This window comes from Streptomyces sp. NPDC059564 (assembly GCF_042735575.1).
GTDB lineage: Bacteria > Actinomycetota > Actinomycetes > Streptomycetales > Streptomycetaceae > Streptomyces.
Genome location: NZ_JBHWBP010000175.1, coordinates 1 through 15044 on the forward strand (window position 1 = coordinate 1; position 15044 = coordinate 15044).

The following is a 15044-nucleotide window of genomic DNA, read 5'->3' on the forward strand; positions in this document are numbered from 1 at the left end:
AGGGCACGGCCGCCCGGTGGGAGCACCCGCCGGGCGACCCCCTCAACGTGGTCGCCGTCGACTGCCGCCGCGACCGCGCCCATCCGGCGCCCCGGCTCGGCGCGACGCCCGGCCTGCCCGACGCCGCGTACGAGCACGACGGCCAGCTCACGAAGCGGCACGTCCGCGCCGCGACCCTGTGCGCGCTGGCCCCGGCCCCCGGCGAGCTGCTCTGGGACATCGGCGGCGGCTCCGGCTCCATCGGCATCGAGTGGATGCGTACGCACCCCTCCTGCCGCGCCGTGACGGTGGAGCGCGTCCCGGCGCGGGCCGCCCGCATCACCCGCAACGCGGCCGCGCTCGGCGTCCCCGGCCTGCGCGTGGTCGTCGGCGCCGCCCCGGCGGCCCTGGACGGACTCCCCGCGCCCGACGCGGTGTTCATCGGCGGCGGCCTCACCGCGCCCGGGCTGCTGGACGCCGCCTGGTCGGCGCTGGCCCCCGGCGGCCGCCTCGTCGTCAACACCGTCACCCTGGAGTCGGAGGCGGTGCTCGCGGAACGCTACCGGCGCCTCGGCGGCGAACTGGTGAAGCTGGCCGTCTCGCACGCCACAGCGGTCGGCGGGTTCACGGGCTGGCGGCAGGCGATGCCCGTCACCCAATGGTCGGTTACCAAGGAGAAGGATCAGACATGACCGTGTACTTCATCGGAGCGGGCCCCGGCGCCGCCGACCTGATCACGGTCCGCGGTGCCCGGACCCTGGCCGCCGCCCCCGTCTGCCTGTACGCGGGCAGCCTGGTCCCCCGCGAACTCCTCGCGGAGTGCCCGCCGGACGCCCGGCTGGTCGACACCTCCGGGCTGACCCTGGACGAGATCACCGCCGAGTACGTACGGGCCCACGCGGCGGGCCGGGACGTGGCGCGGCTGCATTCGGGCGACCCCTCGGTGTTCAGCGCGGTCGCCGAGCAGATGCGCCGCCTGGACGCGGAGGGGATCCCGTACGAGGTGGTCCCGGGCGTCCCGGCCTTCGCCGCGGCGGCGGCCGCCCTCAAGCGGGAGCTGACCGTCCCCACGGTCGGCCAGACCGTGATCCTGACCCGGATCTCCCAGCAGGCGACGCCGATGCCGCCCGGCGAGGACCTGGCCACGCTGGGCCGCAGCGGGGCGCTGCTGGTGCTGCACCTGGCCACCCGGTACGTCGACCGGGTCGTGGACGAACTGCTGCCGCACTACGGCGCCGAGTGCCCGGTGGCGGTCGTCGCGATGGCCAGCCGCCCCGACGAGCTGATCCTGCGCGGCACCCTGGCCGACATCGCGCCGCAGGTGAAGGAGGCGGGGCTGGTGCGCACCGCCGTCATCATCGTGGGCCGGACCCTGGGGGCGGAGCAGTTCCGCGACAGCCACCTGTACTCCCCCGAACGCGACCGGCATGTCTGCTGACCGGGCCCGGGCGCACGTCCTGATCCTGGGCGGCACCACGGAGGCCCGCCGCCTGGCGGAGGCCCTGGAGCACGACGCCTCGTACCGGGTGACGACCTCCCTCGCGGGCCGGGTCGCGGCGCCCGTCCTGCCGCCGGGCGAGAGCCGGATCGGCGGCTTCGGCGGCGTCGTCGGGCTGGCCGGCTGGATCATCACCCACGACGTCACCCACGTCGTGGACGCCACCCACCCGTTCGCGGAGCGGATGAGCTTCCACGCCTCCGAGGCCGGGGCGCTCACGGGCGTGCCGCTGCTGGCGCTGCGGCGCCCCGGCTGGAGTCCCGGTCCGGGCGACGCCTGGACCTTCGCGGACTCCCTCGAGGGGGCCGCCGCGCTGCTGCCCGGACCGGGCGCCGGCCGGGTCTTCCTGACCACCGGCCGGATGGGCCTGCACTCCTTCGCGCACCTCGCCGACCCCTGGTTCCTGGTGCGTTCGGTGGACCCGCCGACGGGGCCGGTGCCGCCGCGGCTGGAAGTGCTGCTGGAGCGGGGCCCGTTCGCCCTGGAGGACGAGCGGGAGCTGCTCGCCCGGCACCGGATCGACGTGCTGGTCACCAAGGACAGCGGCGGCTCGGCGACGGCCCCCAAGCTCACCGCCGCCCGTGAGGCCGGGATCCCGGTCCTGGTCGTACGCCGCCCCGCGGTCCCGGCGGGGGTCGCCGAGGCCCCGTCGGTGGAGGCGGCCCTGCGCTGGCTCCACCAGGACGGCCCGACGTGAGAGCGGCCCGAAGCCCTTTCCCGCGCAGGCCGTTCGGCCCGGGCCGAAGGTCCTGAACCGCGCAGTCCCACCGGTCGGCCGACCCGCGGGCCGCACCCTCTAGGCTGAGGGAATGCGGATACGTCACTCCCTGGCCCTGGTCCTCGCCGTCACGGCGCTCGTCACCGGATGCGGCCAGAAAGAAACCCCCAGAGGGTGGGAGCCCGACGACGCACTCCAGCGGGCCGACGAGAGCCTGGGCAAGGACACCGGGACGGGCCGGGTGACGATGCGCGGCACCGGTTTCCTGGCCGCCGGACTGGAGAAGAGCCTGGAGACCGGCGGGGAACGCCCGTACCGCTTCGACATCGCCTGCGACAGCGAGGAGAGCGCCCGCGTCACCCTCGTCCTGTCGCGGGAGGGCGCTCCCAGCGACCGCACGTTCGACGTGGCGTGTACCACCGGGGAGGTCACCCGGGTCAACCTCCCGGCGGGAGCGCCGGTGACCGCGCACGTCGAGGGCACCCCGCAGGACGACTCGCCCCCGGCCGGAGTCCTGTCCTGGCAGCTGCTCACCCTGGAGCCCGAGGCGGTACGCGGCTGCGCGGACGCCCTGACGGGCTGCGCGGGCTGAACTCCCCGGCCGGGGAGTCCAGCCCGCCACGGTCACCCGTAGCGGCGCGGGGTCCACGTCACCCGCGAGCCGTCGGGCCGCTCGGTGACGCGGGTCTGCGAGGAGCCGATCAGCAGGATCGTGCGCATGTCGACCTCGGCCGGCTCCAGCGCCTCCAGGGTGAGGATGCGCACCGACTGCTCCGGGCCGCCCACGTCCCGGGCGACGACCACGGGGGTCAGCGGGGAACGCAGCTCCAGCAGCAGCTCCTTGGCCTGCGCCACCTGCCAGGTCCGGCTGCGCGAGCCCGGGTTGTACAGGGCGAGCACCAGGTCGGCGGCGGCCGCGGCGCGCAGCCGCTCGGCGATGACCTCCCACGGCTTGAGCCGGTCGGAGAGCGAGATGGTGGCGTAGTCGTGGCCGAGCGGGGCCCCGGCCGCGGCGGCCGCCGCGTTGGCCGCCGTCACCCCCGGCAGGACCCGTACCGGCACGTCCTCGTACTCGGGCTGGCCCGCCACTTCCAGGACGGCGGTGGCCATGGCGAAGACCCCGGGGTCGCCGCCGGAGACCACGGCCACCCGCTGCCCGCGCCGGGCGAGGTCGAGGGCGAACTCGGCCCGCTCGGACTCCACCTTGTTGTCGGAGCCGTGCCGCACCTGGCCCGGCTTGACCGGCACCCGGTCCAGGTAGGTCGTGTACCCGACCAGGACCTCGGCGTCGGCCAGCGCCCGCCGGGTCTCGGCGGTCAGCCACAGCGGCCCGGCGGGCCCGGTGCCGACGACCGCGACCTCCCCGGGGCCGGAGGGCACGCTGCCGGGGTTGCCGATCCGGCTGGGCACGACGGCGACGGCGAAGTACGGGACGCTCTCGGGGTCGGTGTCCGCGAGGACTCCGGTGCGCTCCCCCTCCATCGTCGCGCGCTCGACGTACCGGGCCTCGGCGAGCCGGCCGCTGCCCTCCATCGCCCGCCGGACGGCGGGGAAGGTCCGGCCGAGCTTCATCACGACCGCCGAGTCGGTGGCGGCGAGGCGCGCGGTGAGCTCCTCCTCGGGCAGGGTGCCGGGCAGGATCGTCAGCACCTCCTCGCCCTCGACGAGCGGGGTGCCGAGCCGGGCGGCGGCGGCGCTCACGGAGGTGACGCCGGGGATCACCTCGTTCTCGTAGCGGTCCGCGAGACGCTTGTGCATGTGCATGTACGAGCTGTAGAAGAGCGGGTCGCCCTCCGCGAGCACAGCCACGGTGCGGCCGGCGTCCAGATGGGCGGCGAGGCGGGCCGCGGCGGCCTCGTAGAACTCCTCCATCGCCCCCTGGTATCCCCCGGGGTGATCGGTGGTCTCGGTGGTGACGGGGTAGACCAGCGGCTCCTCGACATGATCGGAGCGCAGGTGCTTGGCGGCGATCGAGCGGGCGATGGACCGGCCGTGCCGGGCACTGTGGTAGGCGACGACATCGGCCGCCGCGATGACCTCCACGGCCCGCAGGGTCATCAGGGAGGGATCGCCGGGCCCGAGCCCGACCCCGTACAGCTTGCCCTTGACGGTGCTCATTCTTCCTCGCTCGCGATCGCGTTGACGGCGGCGGCCGCGATGGCGCTGCCCCCGCGCCGGCCCCGCACGATCAGGTGGTCCAGGCCCGAGGGGTGGGCGGCGAGGGCGTCCTTGGACTCGGCGGCACCGATGAAGCCCACGGGCACGCCGATGACGGCGGCGGGGCGCGGAGCGCCCTCCTCGATCATCTCCAGCAGCCGGAACAGCGCGGTCGGCGCATTGCCGACGGCGATGACGGAGCCCTCCAACAGCCCTCGGTCACGCCACACTTCGAGCGCGGCGGCGCTGCGCGTGGTGCCCATCTTCGCGGCGAGCTCCGGCACGGCCGGGTCGGAAAGAGTACAAACAACATCGTTCCCGGCGGGGAGCCGCTTGCGGGTGACCCCACTGGCGACCATCTGCACGTCGCACAGGATCGGCGCACCCGCCCGCAAGGCGGCGCGCGCCCGCAGCACGACATCGGAGGTGTATCCAAGATCCCGGGGCAGATCGGTCATCCCACAGGCGTGAATCATCCGCACCGCGACCTGGGCGACGGAGGCGGGCAGCCCGGAGAGGTCCGCCTCGGCGCGGATCGTGGCAAAGGACTGGCGGTAGATCGCGGCGCCGTCCTTCTCGTACTCGAACACGGTGTACTCGCTCATTTCTTCACTGCGACGGGGATGGGGTGGTGCTGCGCGCGGCCGTGAGGGCCGCCGCCAGGTCTGATTGCGCGGCCAGTGCGGTGGGCCGCCCGGGCGCGGAGATCTCGTACCCGTCCGGAGTGGCGACCAGGTCCACCCAGGCGGTACCCCGAGGATGCCCGCACCGCCGCTCGCACCCGGACCAGTGCACGGGCAACGGCCCGGGCGCCCGCGTGACGAGGCCGCTCGCGTCGGCTCGCACATCGGCCAGCGCCTTGCCGCAACCGGGCCGCCCGGTACAGGCGGTGACGGCCCGCCAGGGATCATCGGGAGAGACGACGAGCCCGGCACCGGCAAGCTCACCAAGCGCACGCCGGGCCGTACGCTCCGTCATCCCGGGAACGACGACCCCCCGCCAGGGAGTCAGCCGCATCCGCCCGCTGAGCCCGGCCAGCAGCCGCCACTGCCCACTGCTCAGCCGCCCGAGGGGGGCGACGACGGACAGCGCGGCACTCTCCCCGCGCCCCCACACGAGCCCGGGCTCGGGCCCTTCGCCGACGGCGGGCACCGACACGCGCTCCACCCGCCCCGAAATCCCGGCGCCGGCCAGCCGATCCCTCAACACCCGCACACTCAGGGCATGTTCGGGGGGCAGCTCACCCACGCGCCAGGCCCGGGTACCGGCCGCCCGGGCGGCGTCGAGGAAGTACCCGGCGGCAACCAACGCGGCGCGGGGAGCATCGACACCCGCGACGCGAACACCCTCCACGGCACCGGCGGTCCACAACAAGGCCCCCTCGCCACCCGCGAGCAAGGTGACGTCACCGTCGAGGCCGGCCACATCCCCACGGCCATCGTCGAGGGCGAAGAGAAAACGACCTGAAAGCCCGGCCGCGTCCGGTTCGGCACACAACAGCCGATCCAACTCGACCACCCACGCCGAGACATCCACCCGACCCGCTCGGTCCAGACCCGCCATCGGGGACGCGACGACATTGCGGATGCGCTCGTGGGAGGGCGCGGGAAGCAGCCCGGCGCGGCCCAGCAGCTCCGCGAGCTCTCCGCCACAGCTTTCGCCGAGACCGCGCAGCTGCGCGTTGCCGCGCGAGGTGAGGTCGAGGTGCCCGTCGCCGAGCCGGTCCGCGGCGTCGGCCAGCACGAGAGCGGCCGCGCCGTCGAGGAGCCCGCCGGGGATCCGGACCCGCGCCAGGAACCCGTCGTCCGCCGCGTGCAGGCGCAGCGCGCCGGGGCAGGCGTCGCCGCGTACCCGTATGACGGGTTCGTCCCGCGATGCGGCGGAAGGGGGCTGGGGCATGGCCGCGAGCATACCCACGATTCCCCGCCCCCGACCTGTGTCCGACGCCACCCTCCCCTCCCCCGCTCCCGCGCCGGGGGCGGTGCCGGGGTGGGGTGTCGGCCGGGGCTGAAACGTGATGTGTTGGCGCGCGGCGCCGCTCCGCAGGACCGGCTCGGACAGGGCGCCGTACATCATGCCCGCCCCGGACGGCACCCCACCCCGGCACCGGGGGCCACCTCCAGCCCCGCCGGCGATTGAGGCGCCCCGGGGCGGAGCCCCGGGCAACGGCGCCGCGCGGGACCACCCAGCCACCCCACCCCACCCGCGCAGCGAACCGCAGCGAACCCGCAGCGAACCCACCCTCCCTCCCGGCCAGGGACAACGCCTAAGATGACCTCCCGACAGGCCACTCGGCCCGTCATCGCCGAGGACGGCGACATGGGAGGAAGCCCGGTGCGATTCCGGCGCGGTCCCGCCACTGTGAACCCCGCGGAGCAACCCGCCGGGGTGAGTCAGGAACTCCCGCCGTCCTCACTGCCCGGGGCGCGGAAACCCCGAGGAAGGCCTGCCGCCGCATGATCCTGCTGCTGTCGACGTCCGACACCGATCTGCTCAGCGCTCGCGCCGCGAACACGGCGGACGGCCCCGTCCCGTACCGGTTCGCGAACCCCTCCCGCCTTCCCCTCGACGACCTCCCCGGCCTCCTCGACGGAGTCGGCCTCGTCGTCGTACGCCTCCTCGGCGGCCTCCGCGCCTGGCAGGACGGCCTCGACCTGCTGCTGGCCCCCGGCCAGACCCGCCCGGTCGTGGTCCTGACCGGCGAACAGGCCCCCGACGCGCAGCTGATGGAGGCCTCCACGGTCCCCATCGGCATCGCCGCCGAGGCGCACGGCTACCTCGCGCACGGCGGCCCCGCCAACCTCGGTCAGCTGGCCCGCTTCCTGTCGGACACGGTCCTCCTCACCGGCCACGGCTTCGAGCCCCCGGCGGCCTCCCCCACCTGGGGCCACCTGGACCGCACTCCGGGCCGCGACAACGGCGGCCCCCGCGTCGCCGTGCTGTACTACCGCGCCCACCAGATGAGCGGCAACACCGCCTTCGTGCACGCCCTGTGCGAGGCCATCGAGGCCAAGGACGCCCAGCCCGTCCCCCTCTACGTCTCCTCCCTGCGCACCCCGGAGCCGGCCCTGCTCGCCGAGCTGGAGGGCGTCGACGCGATCGTCACCACCGTCCTCGCCGCCGGCGGCACCCGCCCCGCCACCGCCTCGGCCGGCGGTGACGACGAGTCCTGGGACGCGGGCGCCCTCGCCGCGCTCGGCGTGCCGATCCTCCAGGCGCTGTGCCTGACCGGTTCCCGCAGCACCTGGGAGGAGAACGACGAGGGCCTTTCCCCCCTCGACGCCGCCACCCAGGTCGCGGTCCCGGAGTTCGACGGCCGCCTGATCACCGTGCCGTTCTCCTTCAAGGAGATCGACGAGGACGGCCTGCCCGCCTACGTCGCCGACCCCGAGCGGGCCGCCCGCGTCGCCGGCATCGCCGTGCGCCACGCCCGGCTGCGCCACATCGAGCGCCGCGACAAGAAGATCGCCCTCGTCCTGTCCGCGTACCCCACCAAGCACTCCCGCATCGGCAACGCGGTCGGCCTCGACACCCCGGCCAGCGCCGTGGAACTGCTGCGCACGCTCATCGCGGGCGGCTACGACTTCGGTCCCGTCGAGGACATCCCCGGCCTGGTCTCCGGCGACGGCGACGAGCTGATCCGCGCCCTGATCGAGGCCGGCGGCCACGACCAGGACTGGCTGACCGAGGAGCAGCTGGCCCGCAACCCGGTCCGCATCCCGGCGGCCGACTACCGCCGCTGGTTCGCGCAGCTGCCCGCCGAACTGCGCGACAGCGTCACCGAGCACTGGGGCGAGGCCCCGGGCAACATGTTCGTGGACCGCTCCGCCAACCCCGAGGGCGACATCGTCCTGGCGGCCCTGCGCCGCGGGAACCTCCTCGTCCTCATCCAGCCCCCGCGCGGCTTCGGTGAGAACCCGATCGCGATCTACCACGACCCGGACCTGCCGCCCTCGCACCACTACCTGGCCGCGTACCGCTGGATCCAGGCGCGCGCGGAGGACGGCGGCTTCGGCGCCGACGCGATGATCCACCTGGGCAAGCACGGCAACCTCGAATGGCTGCCGGGCAAGAACGCGGGCCTGTCCGCCTCCTGCGCCCCGGACGCCGCGCTCGGCGACCTCCCCCTCATCTACCCGTTCCTGGTCAACGACCCGGGCGAGGGCACCCAGGCCAAGCGCCGGGTGCACGCCACCCTGGTCGACCACCTGGTGCCGCCGATGGCCCGCGCGGAGTCGTACGGCGACATCGCGCGCCTGGAGCAGCACCTGGACGAGTACGCGCAGATCTCCGCGATGGACCCGTCCAAACTGCCCGCCATCCGCGCCCAGATCTGGACCTTGATCCAGGCGGCGAAGCTCGACCACGACCTGGGTCTCGAAGAGCGCCCGGACGACGACGGCTTCGACGACTTCCTCCTCCACGTCGACGGCTGGCTGTGCGAGGTCAAGGACGCGCAGATCCGCGACGGCCTGCACGTCCTCGGCGGCGCGCCCACCGGCGCGGCCCGCGTCAACCTGGTCCTCGCGATCCTGCGCGCCCGCCAGATCTGGGGCGGTACGACGGCCCTGCCCGGCCTGCGCGAGGCCCTCGGGCTGGACGAGTCCGCGGCGACGCGCACCTCGGCGGACGCCGTCGAGGAGACGGCCCGCGCCCTGGTCCAGGCGATGGAGGACGCCGCCTGGTCCGCGGACGCGGTCGCCGCCGTGGCGGAGGGCCACCCCGCCGCGGTGGCGGACGTCCTGGCCTTCGCGGCCCGCGAGGTCGTCCCGCGCCTGGCGGGCACCACGGACGAGATCACCCACGTGGTCAGCGCCCTGGACGGCTCGTTCGTCCCGGCCGGCCCCTCCGGCTCCCCCCTCCGCGGCCTGGTCAACGTCCTCCCCACCGGCCGGAACTTCTACTCGGTCGACCCGAAGGCCGTCCCCTCCCGCCTGGCGTGGGAGACGGGCCAGGCCCTGGCCGACTCCCTCCTGACCCGCTACCGCACCGACAACGACGGCGCATGGCCGGCCTCCGTGGGCCTGTCGCTGTGGGGCACGAGCGCGATGCGCACCTCCGGCGACGACGTGGCGGAGGCCCTGGCGCTGCTGGGCGTCCGCCCGGTCTGGGACGAGGCCTCGCGCCGCGTCACGGGCATCGAGGCGGTCCCGCTGTCCGAACTGGGCCGCCCCCGCATCGACGTGACGCTCCGCATCTCGGGCTTCTTCCGGGACGCGTTCCCGCACGTCATCGGCCTCCTGGACGACGCGGTCCGTCTCGCGGCTTCGCTGGACGAGCCGGCCGACCAGAACTTCGTCCGGGCCCACGCCCAGGCGGACCTGGCCGAGCACGGTGACGAGCGCCGCGCGACGACCCGTATCTTCGGCTCGCGCCCGGGTACCTACGGGGCGGGCATCCTCCAGCTGATCGACTCGCGCGACTGGCGCACGGACGCCGACCTCGCGGAGGTCTACACGGTGTGGGGCGGGTACGCCTACGGCCGCGGCCTCGAAGGACGCCCGGCCCGCACCGAGATGGAGTCGGCGTACAAGCGGATCACGGTCGCCGCGAAGAACACCGACACGCGCGAGCACGACATCGCGGACTCGGACGACTACTTCCAGTACCACGGCGGCATGGTGGCCACGGTCCGCGCCCTGCGCGGCACGGCCCCCGAGGCGTACATCGGCGACTCGACGCGCCCCGAGACGGTCAAGACCCGCACGCTGGTCGAGGAGACCAGCCGCGTCTTCCGCGCGCGTGTCGTGAACCCCAAGTGGATCGAGGCGATGCGCCGCCACGGCTACAAGGGCGCCTTCGAGCTCGCCGCGACGGTCGACTACCTCTTCGGCTACGACGCCACGACGGGCGTGGTCGCGGACTGGATGTACGACAAGCTGACGGAAACCTACGTCCTGGACCCCACGAACCGCGCCTTCCTGGAGGAGGCCAACCCCTGGGCCCTCCACGGCATCGCGGAACGCCTCCTGGAAGCCGAATCCCGCGGCATGTGGGAAAAGCCGGACCCCCAGATCCTCGAATCCCTCCGCCAGGTCTACCTGGACACGGAGGGCAACCTCGAAGGCGAGTCGGAGTAACAACACCCGCCCCCTCCCGACCTGATGCCCCCTCCCCTCCCCAGGGGCGGGGGCATCCGCCGTCCCCGCGAAGTTCACGATCAAGGCCCGCCCGGCCTCTTACTCGGTGAGGGCCCGTTCCGGGCCGCCACTTCCAGGGGAAGGGGACCCCGATGGACACCGCGACCACGGCCATCACCATCGGATCGATCGCCATCGCCACAGCGCGCACCCTGCTGGCGCTGTGGCTGCGGCTGCGCTGGCGCGCACGTCACGAACACGCCCGGCACCGTTACCTCCTCGGGGTGACAGAGGCCCTGGACACCGGCGCCGGGCTGGAACTCGACGACCAGCGCGGCCACGGCCACCGCCTCCGCGTGAAGATCACCCCCGCCCCGGCGCGCACGGAGGACCGGGCGGCGTGAACGACCACGACCCCCTGGACCGTACGGACCTGCCTGCGACGGCCCTGCCGGCCGACGCGCCCGGCGCCCGGGAAGAGCGCCGCCTCCTGCGCCAGGTGACGGACGCGGAGTTCTCCGCCTTCTACCGCACCACCATCCGCCCCCTGGTGGCGTTCCTGATCAACCAGGGCGCCGGTGTGCACACCGCCTCCGACATAGCCCAGGAGACGATGACCACCGCCTACCGGCGCTGGAGCGACCTGCGCGCCCCCAAGGCCTGGGCCTACAAGGTCGCCTCGCGCGCGCTCGTCCGCCGGGTCGCCGGTGTGGAGGAGGACCCCGTGGAGGAGGTTCCTGAGCCGACGTCGCTGCTGGCCCGTCCGGACGCCATCGCGGAGTGGGAGGCCCGGCACCGGGTGCTCCCTCTGTTGCGCAGCCTGCCGCCCAGGCAACGCCAGGTGCTGGCCTGGACGCTGGCCGGTTTCACGCCGGGCGACATCGCGGACCAACTGGGCCTGCCGGCCGAGACCGTACGCGCCAACCTGCGCAAGGCGCGCCTGGCCGCGGCCGCCTACCTGGAGACGCGGGAGGAGGAGCTGTGACCCGCCGCCACGGGACCGGGCACCCCGGCGACGAGGCCGTGGACCGGTGGTTCGGTGACCACGGGCGTGCTCTGGCCGCTGCGCTGGGCGAAGCCCTGGACGTCGAGGCCGGGCTGCGCGAGGTCCTCGTCCAGTCCCGTCACGGCGACGCCGAGGAAGCTCTGGAGGCCGTCCTGGACACCGAGGCCGGGCTCACCGCCATCCTGCCCGCCGCCCCCTCGGCCGACCGGCCCCCGGCCTCGCGCATGCGGACCCCGGCAGAGGAGTTCTTCCACTCGGTCAGCCCGGTCGACCGCCTCGCCCTGCGCTCCAACCCCGAGATCACGGCGGCTGGCCGCGCCCTCGACAAGGCCGTTGACCTCCCCCGGCACCTCAACGACCGCCGCCTGATTCTCGAACGAGCCATCGACCTCGCCCAGGACCTCGTCCTCGACCTCTCCCGGGCCCGCGACCTCGACTTCGACTTCGTCCTCACCATCGACCCGGAGCTGGACCGCGAACTCTTCCATGCCCTGGAGACCGCCAGGTCCATCGGCGAACTCGGTTTCCTCGCGAACCGGGACCGGGAGGGCCGGGAGGACCGGGACCTCGTACGCGAGCTCATCGTCGCCCACGACCTCAACCTCGCCCGCGCGCGCGGTCTCGACACCGCCCGCGCCCGCGCGCAGGACCTCAACCAGGTGCTCGACCTCACCCGCACGCTCGCCCTCCGCCTGATCGCCGCCCTCTCCGACGACGAAGAGGCTGCCGCCGCGCTCGCCTCCCACCTGGCGTCAGTCCTCGTCGCCATCCGCGCCGAGCAGGTCGGCCGGGCCATAGCCCTGGTCCTGCGCCGGGAGCCGCCCCCGCTCGACAAGGACGCGGCGCTCACGTTCCTCAACGACTTCACCACCGCCGACCTGCGCGCCGCCGAGCTGAAGGGCGTCGACCTGGGCGGCGTGTACTGGTCCGAGTACGGGACGCGGTGGCCGGCCGCCCTGGACCTGGACGACCTCAAGCGGCGTTCGGTGGAGACTCCGGCGGGCAGTGCCATCTGGGTCGTCCGCGGGGGCACCGCCCAATTCCGCGAGTTCGCGATGCTGTGACGGCGGCGAGGGGGCTCCCGCCGAAGCCCGCAGCCCCCTCCCTATCCCCCGGGGCCCCCGGGCGCCCGCGGAACCGCCCCCGTGTCACCTGATGAAGTGAACTCCCCCTTATCCCACCGGTCCCACGGGTAGGGCACTGCTGATCTCGTGCGGGAGGCCGGGCCCACCGGCCCCCCGCACCTTGACGAAAGGCCGGCCCTGCCGTGACGCAGCCGTTTCAACTGCCGGATTTCTACGTGCCTTATCCGGCGCGACTGAACCCCCACCTGGAGGACGCGAGGGTCCACACCAAGCAGTGGGCGCGCGAGCTCGGGATGCTGGAGGGTTCCGGCGTCTGGGAGGAGAAGGACCTCGACTCGCACGACTACGCCCTGCTCTGCGCGTACACGCACCCCGACTGCGACAGCGAGGCCCTGTCCCTGGTCACCGACTGGTACGTGTGGGTCTTCTTCTTCGACGACCACTTCCTGGAGATGTACAAGCGCTCCCAGGACCGTGACGGCGCCAAGGAGTACCTCGACAAGCTGGCCGCCTTCATGCCGATGGACCTCGCCGACGGGTTCCCCGAGGCCACCAACCCCGTCGAGGCGGGGCTGGCCGACCTGTGGGCGCGGACCGTGCCGGCCATGTCGATGGACTGGCGGGAACGGTTCTCCCTGTCGACGGAGAACCTGCTCAACGAGTCGATGTGGGAGCTCGCCAACATCAACATCGGGCGGGTGGCGAACCCCCTCGAGTACATCGAGATGCGCCGCAAGGTCGGCGGCGCCCCCTGGTCCGCCGGACTGATCGAGTACGTCTCCGCCGAGGTCCCGGCGCGCGTGGCGCACTCGCGGCCGCTGGGCGTCCTGCGCGACGCCTTCTCCGACGCCGTGCACATCAGGAACGACATCTTCTCCTACGAGCGCGAGGTCGCCGACGAGGGCGAACTCTCCAACGCCATCCTGGTCCTGGAGACCTTCCTCGGCTGCACCACCCAGGAGGCCGCCGACGCCTCCAACGACCTGCTCACCTCCCGCCTCCAGCAGTTCGAGCAGACGGCGCTCGCCGAACTCCCCCAGCTCTTCGCCGACCACGCCATGAACCCGGCGGAGATCGCGGCCGTCCTCGCGTACGCCAAGGGCCTGCAGGACTGGCAGTCCGGCGGCCACGCATGGCACATGGTCTCCAGCCGCTACATGAACAAGGGGGCCAAGGCCACCGCCCCGCTCACGCTGCCCTTCCTCCCCAGCGGCCTCGGCACCACCGCACTCGACCTGGGCTCCCTGTTCACCCGGCGGTCGATGGACTTGCGCCGCCGCTCCTTCACCCACGTCCCCTTCGAACGCACGGGCCCGTCCGTCATCCCCGACATCTACATGCCGTTCGAGCTCGCCCTCAGCCCGCACGTCGGCCACGCCCGCGAGGGATCCGTCGACTGGTCGCGCCGCATGGGCCTGATCGACCCGCAGCCCGGCGATCCCGGCTCGGCGATCTGGAACGAGGAGAAGCTGCGCGGCTACGACTTCGCGCTCTGCTCGGCCGGCATCGACCCCGACGCCACCCCCGAGGCGCTGCTGCTGAACGCGTGCTGGCTGACCTGGGGGACGTACGGGGACGACTACTACCCGGTGGTGTTCGCCCAGGCCAAGAACCTCCCGGCGGCCAAGGCGACCACCGCCCGGCTCGTCTCGATGATCCCGGTCGACCACGCCGAACAGCCCGTGCCGCTCACGGCGATGGAACGTTCACTCGCCGACCTGTGGGTGCGCACCAGCAAGGACATGACCCCGGAGGTCCGCGCCGAGTTCCGGACCACGCTGGTGAGCATGCTGGAGAGCTGGGTGTGGGAGATGGAGAACCAGATCCAGAACCGCATCCCGGACCCGGTGGACTACGCCGAGATGCGCCGCCACACCTTCGGGTCGCACCTGACGATGTACCTGTGCCGGCTCGGCCAGGCGGGCCGGGGCATCCCCGAGGAGATCTACCGCTCGGGGACCATCCGGTCCCTGGAGAACGCGGCGGCCGACACCGCCTGCATGATCAACGACGTCTTCTCGTACCAGAAGGAGGTGGAGGTCGAGGGCGAGGTGCACAACTACGTGCTCGTCACCCGGAACTTCTTCGACATCGGCTACGCGGAGGCCCTGCACATCTGCCACGACCTGATGACCCAGCGCACCGAGGAGTTCGAGCACATCGTCGCGAACCAGCTGCCGCTGCTGTACGACGACTGGAAGCTGGACGCGGAGGCCCGCGCCGGGCTCGACGCGTACGTCGGGGAGCTGAAGGACTGGCTGTCCGGGATCCTCAACTGGCACCAGAAGTGCCGCCGTTACCGCGAGGAGGACCTGCACCGGCTGGGCGACGGGCTGTCCACCGGCGTGTGGAGCTCCGGCTTCGGCATGTCGGCGGCCCGCATCGGCCTGCCCGCCTGACCGCCTGACCCCTGCGGCGCGGCCCGGCCGGGCCGCGCCCCCGGTCCCAGTCCCGGTCCCGGTCCCCGGCCGAAAAGGACCGGGGACCGAGTCGGTCACTGGGCGGCCGGCCCGCTCCAGCC

The 15044-nt window shown here is 73.5% G+C and carries 12 protein-coding genes and 1 riboswitch; of the genes, 9 read left to right on the forward strand and 3 right to left on the reverse strand.

Annotated features, from left to right (window positions below; all coding sequences use genetic code 11):
• The 4 genes from cbiT to ACFV0Q_RS25540 all read left to right on the forward strand — a co-directional run.
• Nucleotides 1-671 (forward strand): precorrin-6Y C5,15-methyltransferase (decarboxylating) subunit CbiT (gene cbiT / locus ACFV0Q_RS25525; RefSeq protein WP_385008690.1); only part of this gene is annotated, 671 nt, incomplete at its 5' end.
• Nucleotides 668-1417 (forward strand): precorrin-4 C(11)-methyltransferase, encoded by a 750-nt coding sequence (cobM, locus tag ACFV0Q_RS25530; protein WP_385008691.1) that lies wholly within the window; start codon nucleotides 668-670, stop codon nucleotides 1415-1417. The genes cbiT and cobM, both read left to right, overlap by 4 nt.
• On the forward strand, nucleotides 1407-2174 hold the full coding sequence (locus ACFV0Q_RS25535) for a cobalt-precorrin-6A reductase (RefSeq protein ID WP_385008692.1): 768 nt from the start codon (nucleotides 1407-1409) through the stop codon (nucleotides 2172-2174). Before cobM ends, ACFV0Q_RS25535 begins: the two co-directional genes overlap by 11 nt.
• A 112-nt stretch (nucleotides 2175-2286) precedes the next feature.
• Entirely contained in the window at nucleotides 2287-2787 is a 501-nt protein-coding gene (locus ACFV0Q_RS25540) for a hypothetical protein (protein WP_385008693.1), read from the forward strand.
• A gap of 32 nt (nucleotides 2788-2819) precedes the next feature.
• Here ACFV0Q_RS25540 and ACFV0Q_RS25545 read toward each other — a convergent pair whose 3' ends face one another.
• Genes ACFV0Q_RS25545 through cobG form a run of 3 tightly spaced genes read right to left on the reverse strand, consistent with a single transcriptional unit; the run spans nucleotide 2820 to nucleotide 6251 of the window.
• Nucleotides 2820-4313: a precorrin-2 C(20)-methyltransferase gene (locus ACFV0Q_RS25545; protein WP_385008694.1), complete on the reverse strand. Its 1494-nt coding sequence runs from the start codon at nucleotides 4311-4313 to the stop codon at nucleotides 2820-2822.
• Nucleotides 4310-4957 carry a precorrin-8X methylmutase gene (locus ACFV0Q_RS25550; protein ID WP_266573264.1) on the reverse strand — a complete coding sequence of 216 codons (648 nt, stop codon included), beginning with the start codon at nucleotides 4955-4957 and terminating at the stop codon, nucleotides 4310-4312. Before ACFV0Q_RS25550 ends, ACFV0Q_RS25545 begins: the two co-directional genes overlap by 4 nt.
• Before the next feature lie 4 nt (nucleotides 4958-4961).
• The gene (gene cobG / locus ACFV0Q_RS25555) at nucleotides 4962-6251 is read right to left on the reverse strand and encodes a precorrin-3B synthase (RefSeq protein ID WP_385008695.1); all 1290 of its coding nucleotides are present in this window, start codon (nucleotides 6249-6251) and stop codon (nucleotides 4962-4964) included.
• A gap of 424 nt (nucleotides 6252-6675) precedes the next feature.
• A riboswitch (cobalamin riboswitch) is annotated at nucleotides 6676-6755 on the forward strand.
• Between the two features lie 53 nt (nucleotides 6756-6808).
• On the opposite strand from cobG, the gene cobN reads away from it, so the two are divergent.
• From cobN to ACFV0Q_RS25580, 5 genes are all read left to right on the forward strand, one after another.
• Nucleotides 6809-10432, forward strand: a complete 3624-nt coding sequence (gene cobN / locus ACFV0Q_RS25560) for a cobaltochelatase subunit CobN (protein WP_385008696.1) — start codon at nucleotides 6809-6811, stop codon at nucleotides 10430-10432.
• Between the two features lie 152 nt (nucleotides 10433-10584).
• The gene (locus tag ACFV0Q_RS25565; RefSeq protein WP_385008697.1) at nucleotides 10585-10836 is read left to right on the forward strand and encodes a hypothetical protein; all 252 of its coding nucleotides are present in this window, start codon (nucleotides 10585-10587) and stop codon (nucleotides 10834-10836) included.
• Nucleotides 10833-11417: an RNA polymerase sigma factor gene (locus tag ACFV0Q_RS25570; RefSeq protein WP_385008698.1), complete on the forward strand. Its 585-nt coding sequence runs from the start codon at nucleotides 10833-10835 to the stop codon at nucleotides 11415-11417. The genes ACFV0Q_RS25565 and ACFV0Q_RS25570 overlap by 4 nt, the downstream gene beginning before the upstream one ends.
• The gene (locus ACFV0Q_RS25575) at nucleotides 11414-12502 is read left to right on the forward strand and encodes a hypothetical protein (RefSeq protein WP_385008699.1); all 1089 of its coding nucleotides are present in this window, start codon (nucleotides 11414-11416) and stop codon (nucleotides 12500-12502) included. Before ACFV0Q_RS25570 ends, ACFV0Q_RS25575 begins: the two co-directional genes overlap by 4 nt.
• Before the next feature lie 203 nt (nucleotides 12503-12705).
• Entirely contained in the window at nucleotides 12706-14922 is a 2217-nt protein-coding gene (locus tag ACFV0Q_RS25580) for a germacradienol/geosmin synthase (RefSeq protein ID WP_385008700.1), read from the forward strand.
• The last annotated feature ends 122 nt before the right edge of the window (nucleotides 14923-15044 follow it).

Bases quoted from the DNA above. Each gene is read 5' to 3' on its own strand.
- cobM (WP_385008691.1), top strand. From the start codon at position 668: ATGACCGTGTACTTCATCGGAGCGGGCCCCGGCGCCGCCGACCTGATC.
- ACFV0Q_RS25535 (WP_385008692.1), top strand. From the start codon at position 1,407: ATGTCTGCTGACCGGGCCCGGGCGCACGTCCTGATCCTGGGCGGCACC.
- ACFV0Q_RS25540 (WP_385008693.1), top strand. From the start codon at position 2,287: ATGCGGATACGTCACTCCCTGGCCCTGGTCCTCGCCGTCACGGCGCTC.
- ACFV0Q_RS25545 (WP_385008694.1), bottom strand. From the start codon at position 4,313: ATGAGCACCGTCAAGGGCAAGCTGTACGGGGTCGGGCTCGGGCCCGGC.
- ACFV0Q_RS25550 (WP_266573264.1), bottom strand. From the start codon at position 4,957: ATGAGCGAGTACACCGTGTTCGAGTACGAGAAGGACGGCGCCGCGATC.
- cobG (WP_385008695.1), bottom strand. From the start codon at position 6,251: ATGCCCCAGCCCCCTTCCGCCGCATCGCGGGACGAACCCGTCATACGG.
- cobN (WP_385008696.1), top strand. From the start codon at position 6,809: ATGATCCTGCTGCTGTCGACGTCCGACACCGATCTGCTCAGCGCTCGC.
- ACFV0Q_RS25565 (WP_385008697.1), top strand. From the start codon at position 10,585: ATGGACACCGCGACCACGGCCATCACCATCGGATCGATCGCCATCGCC.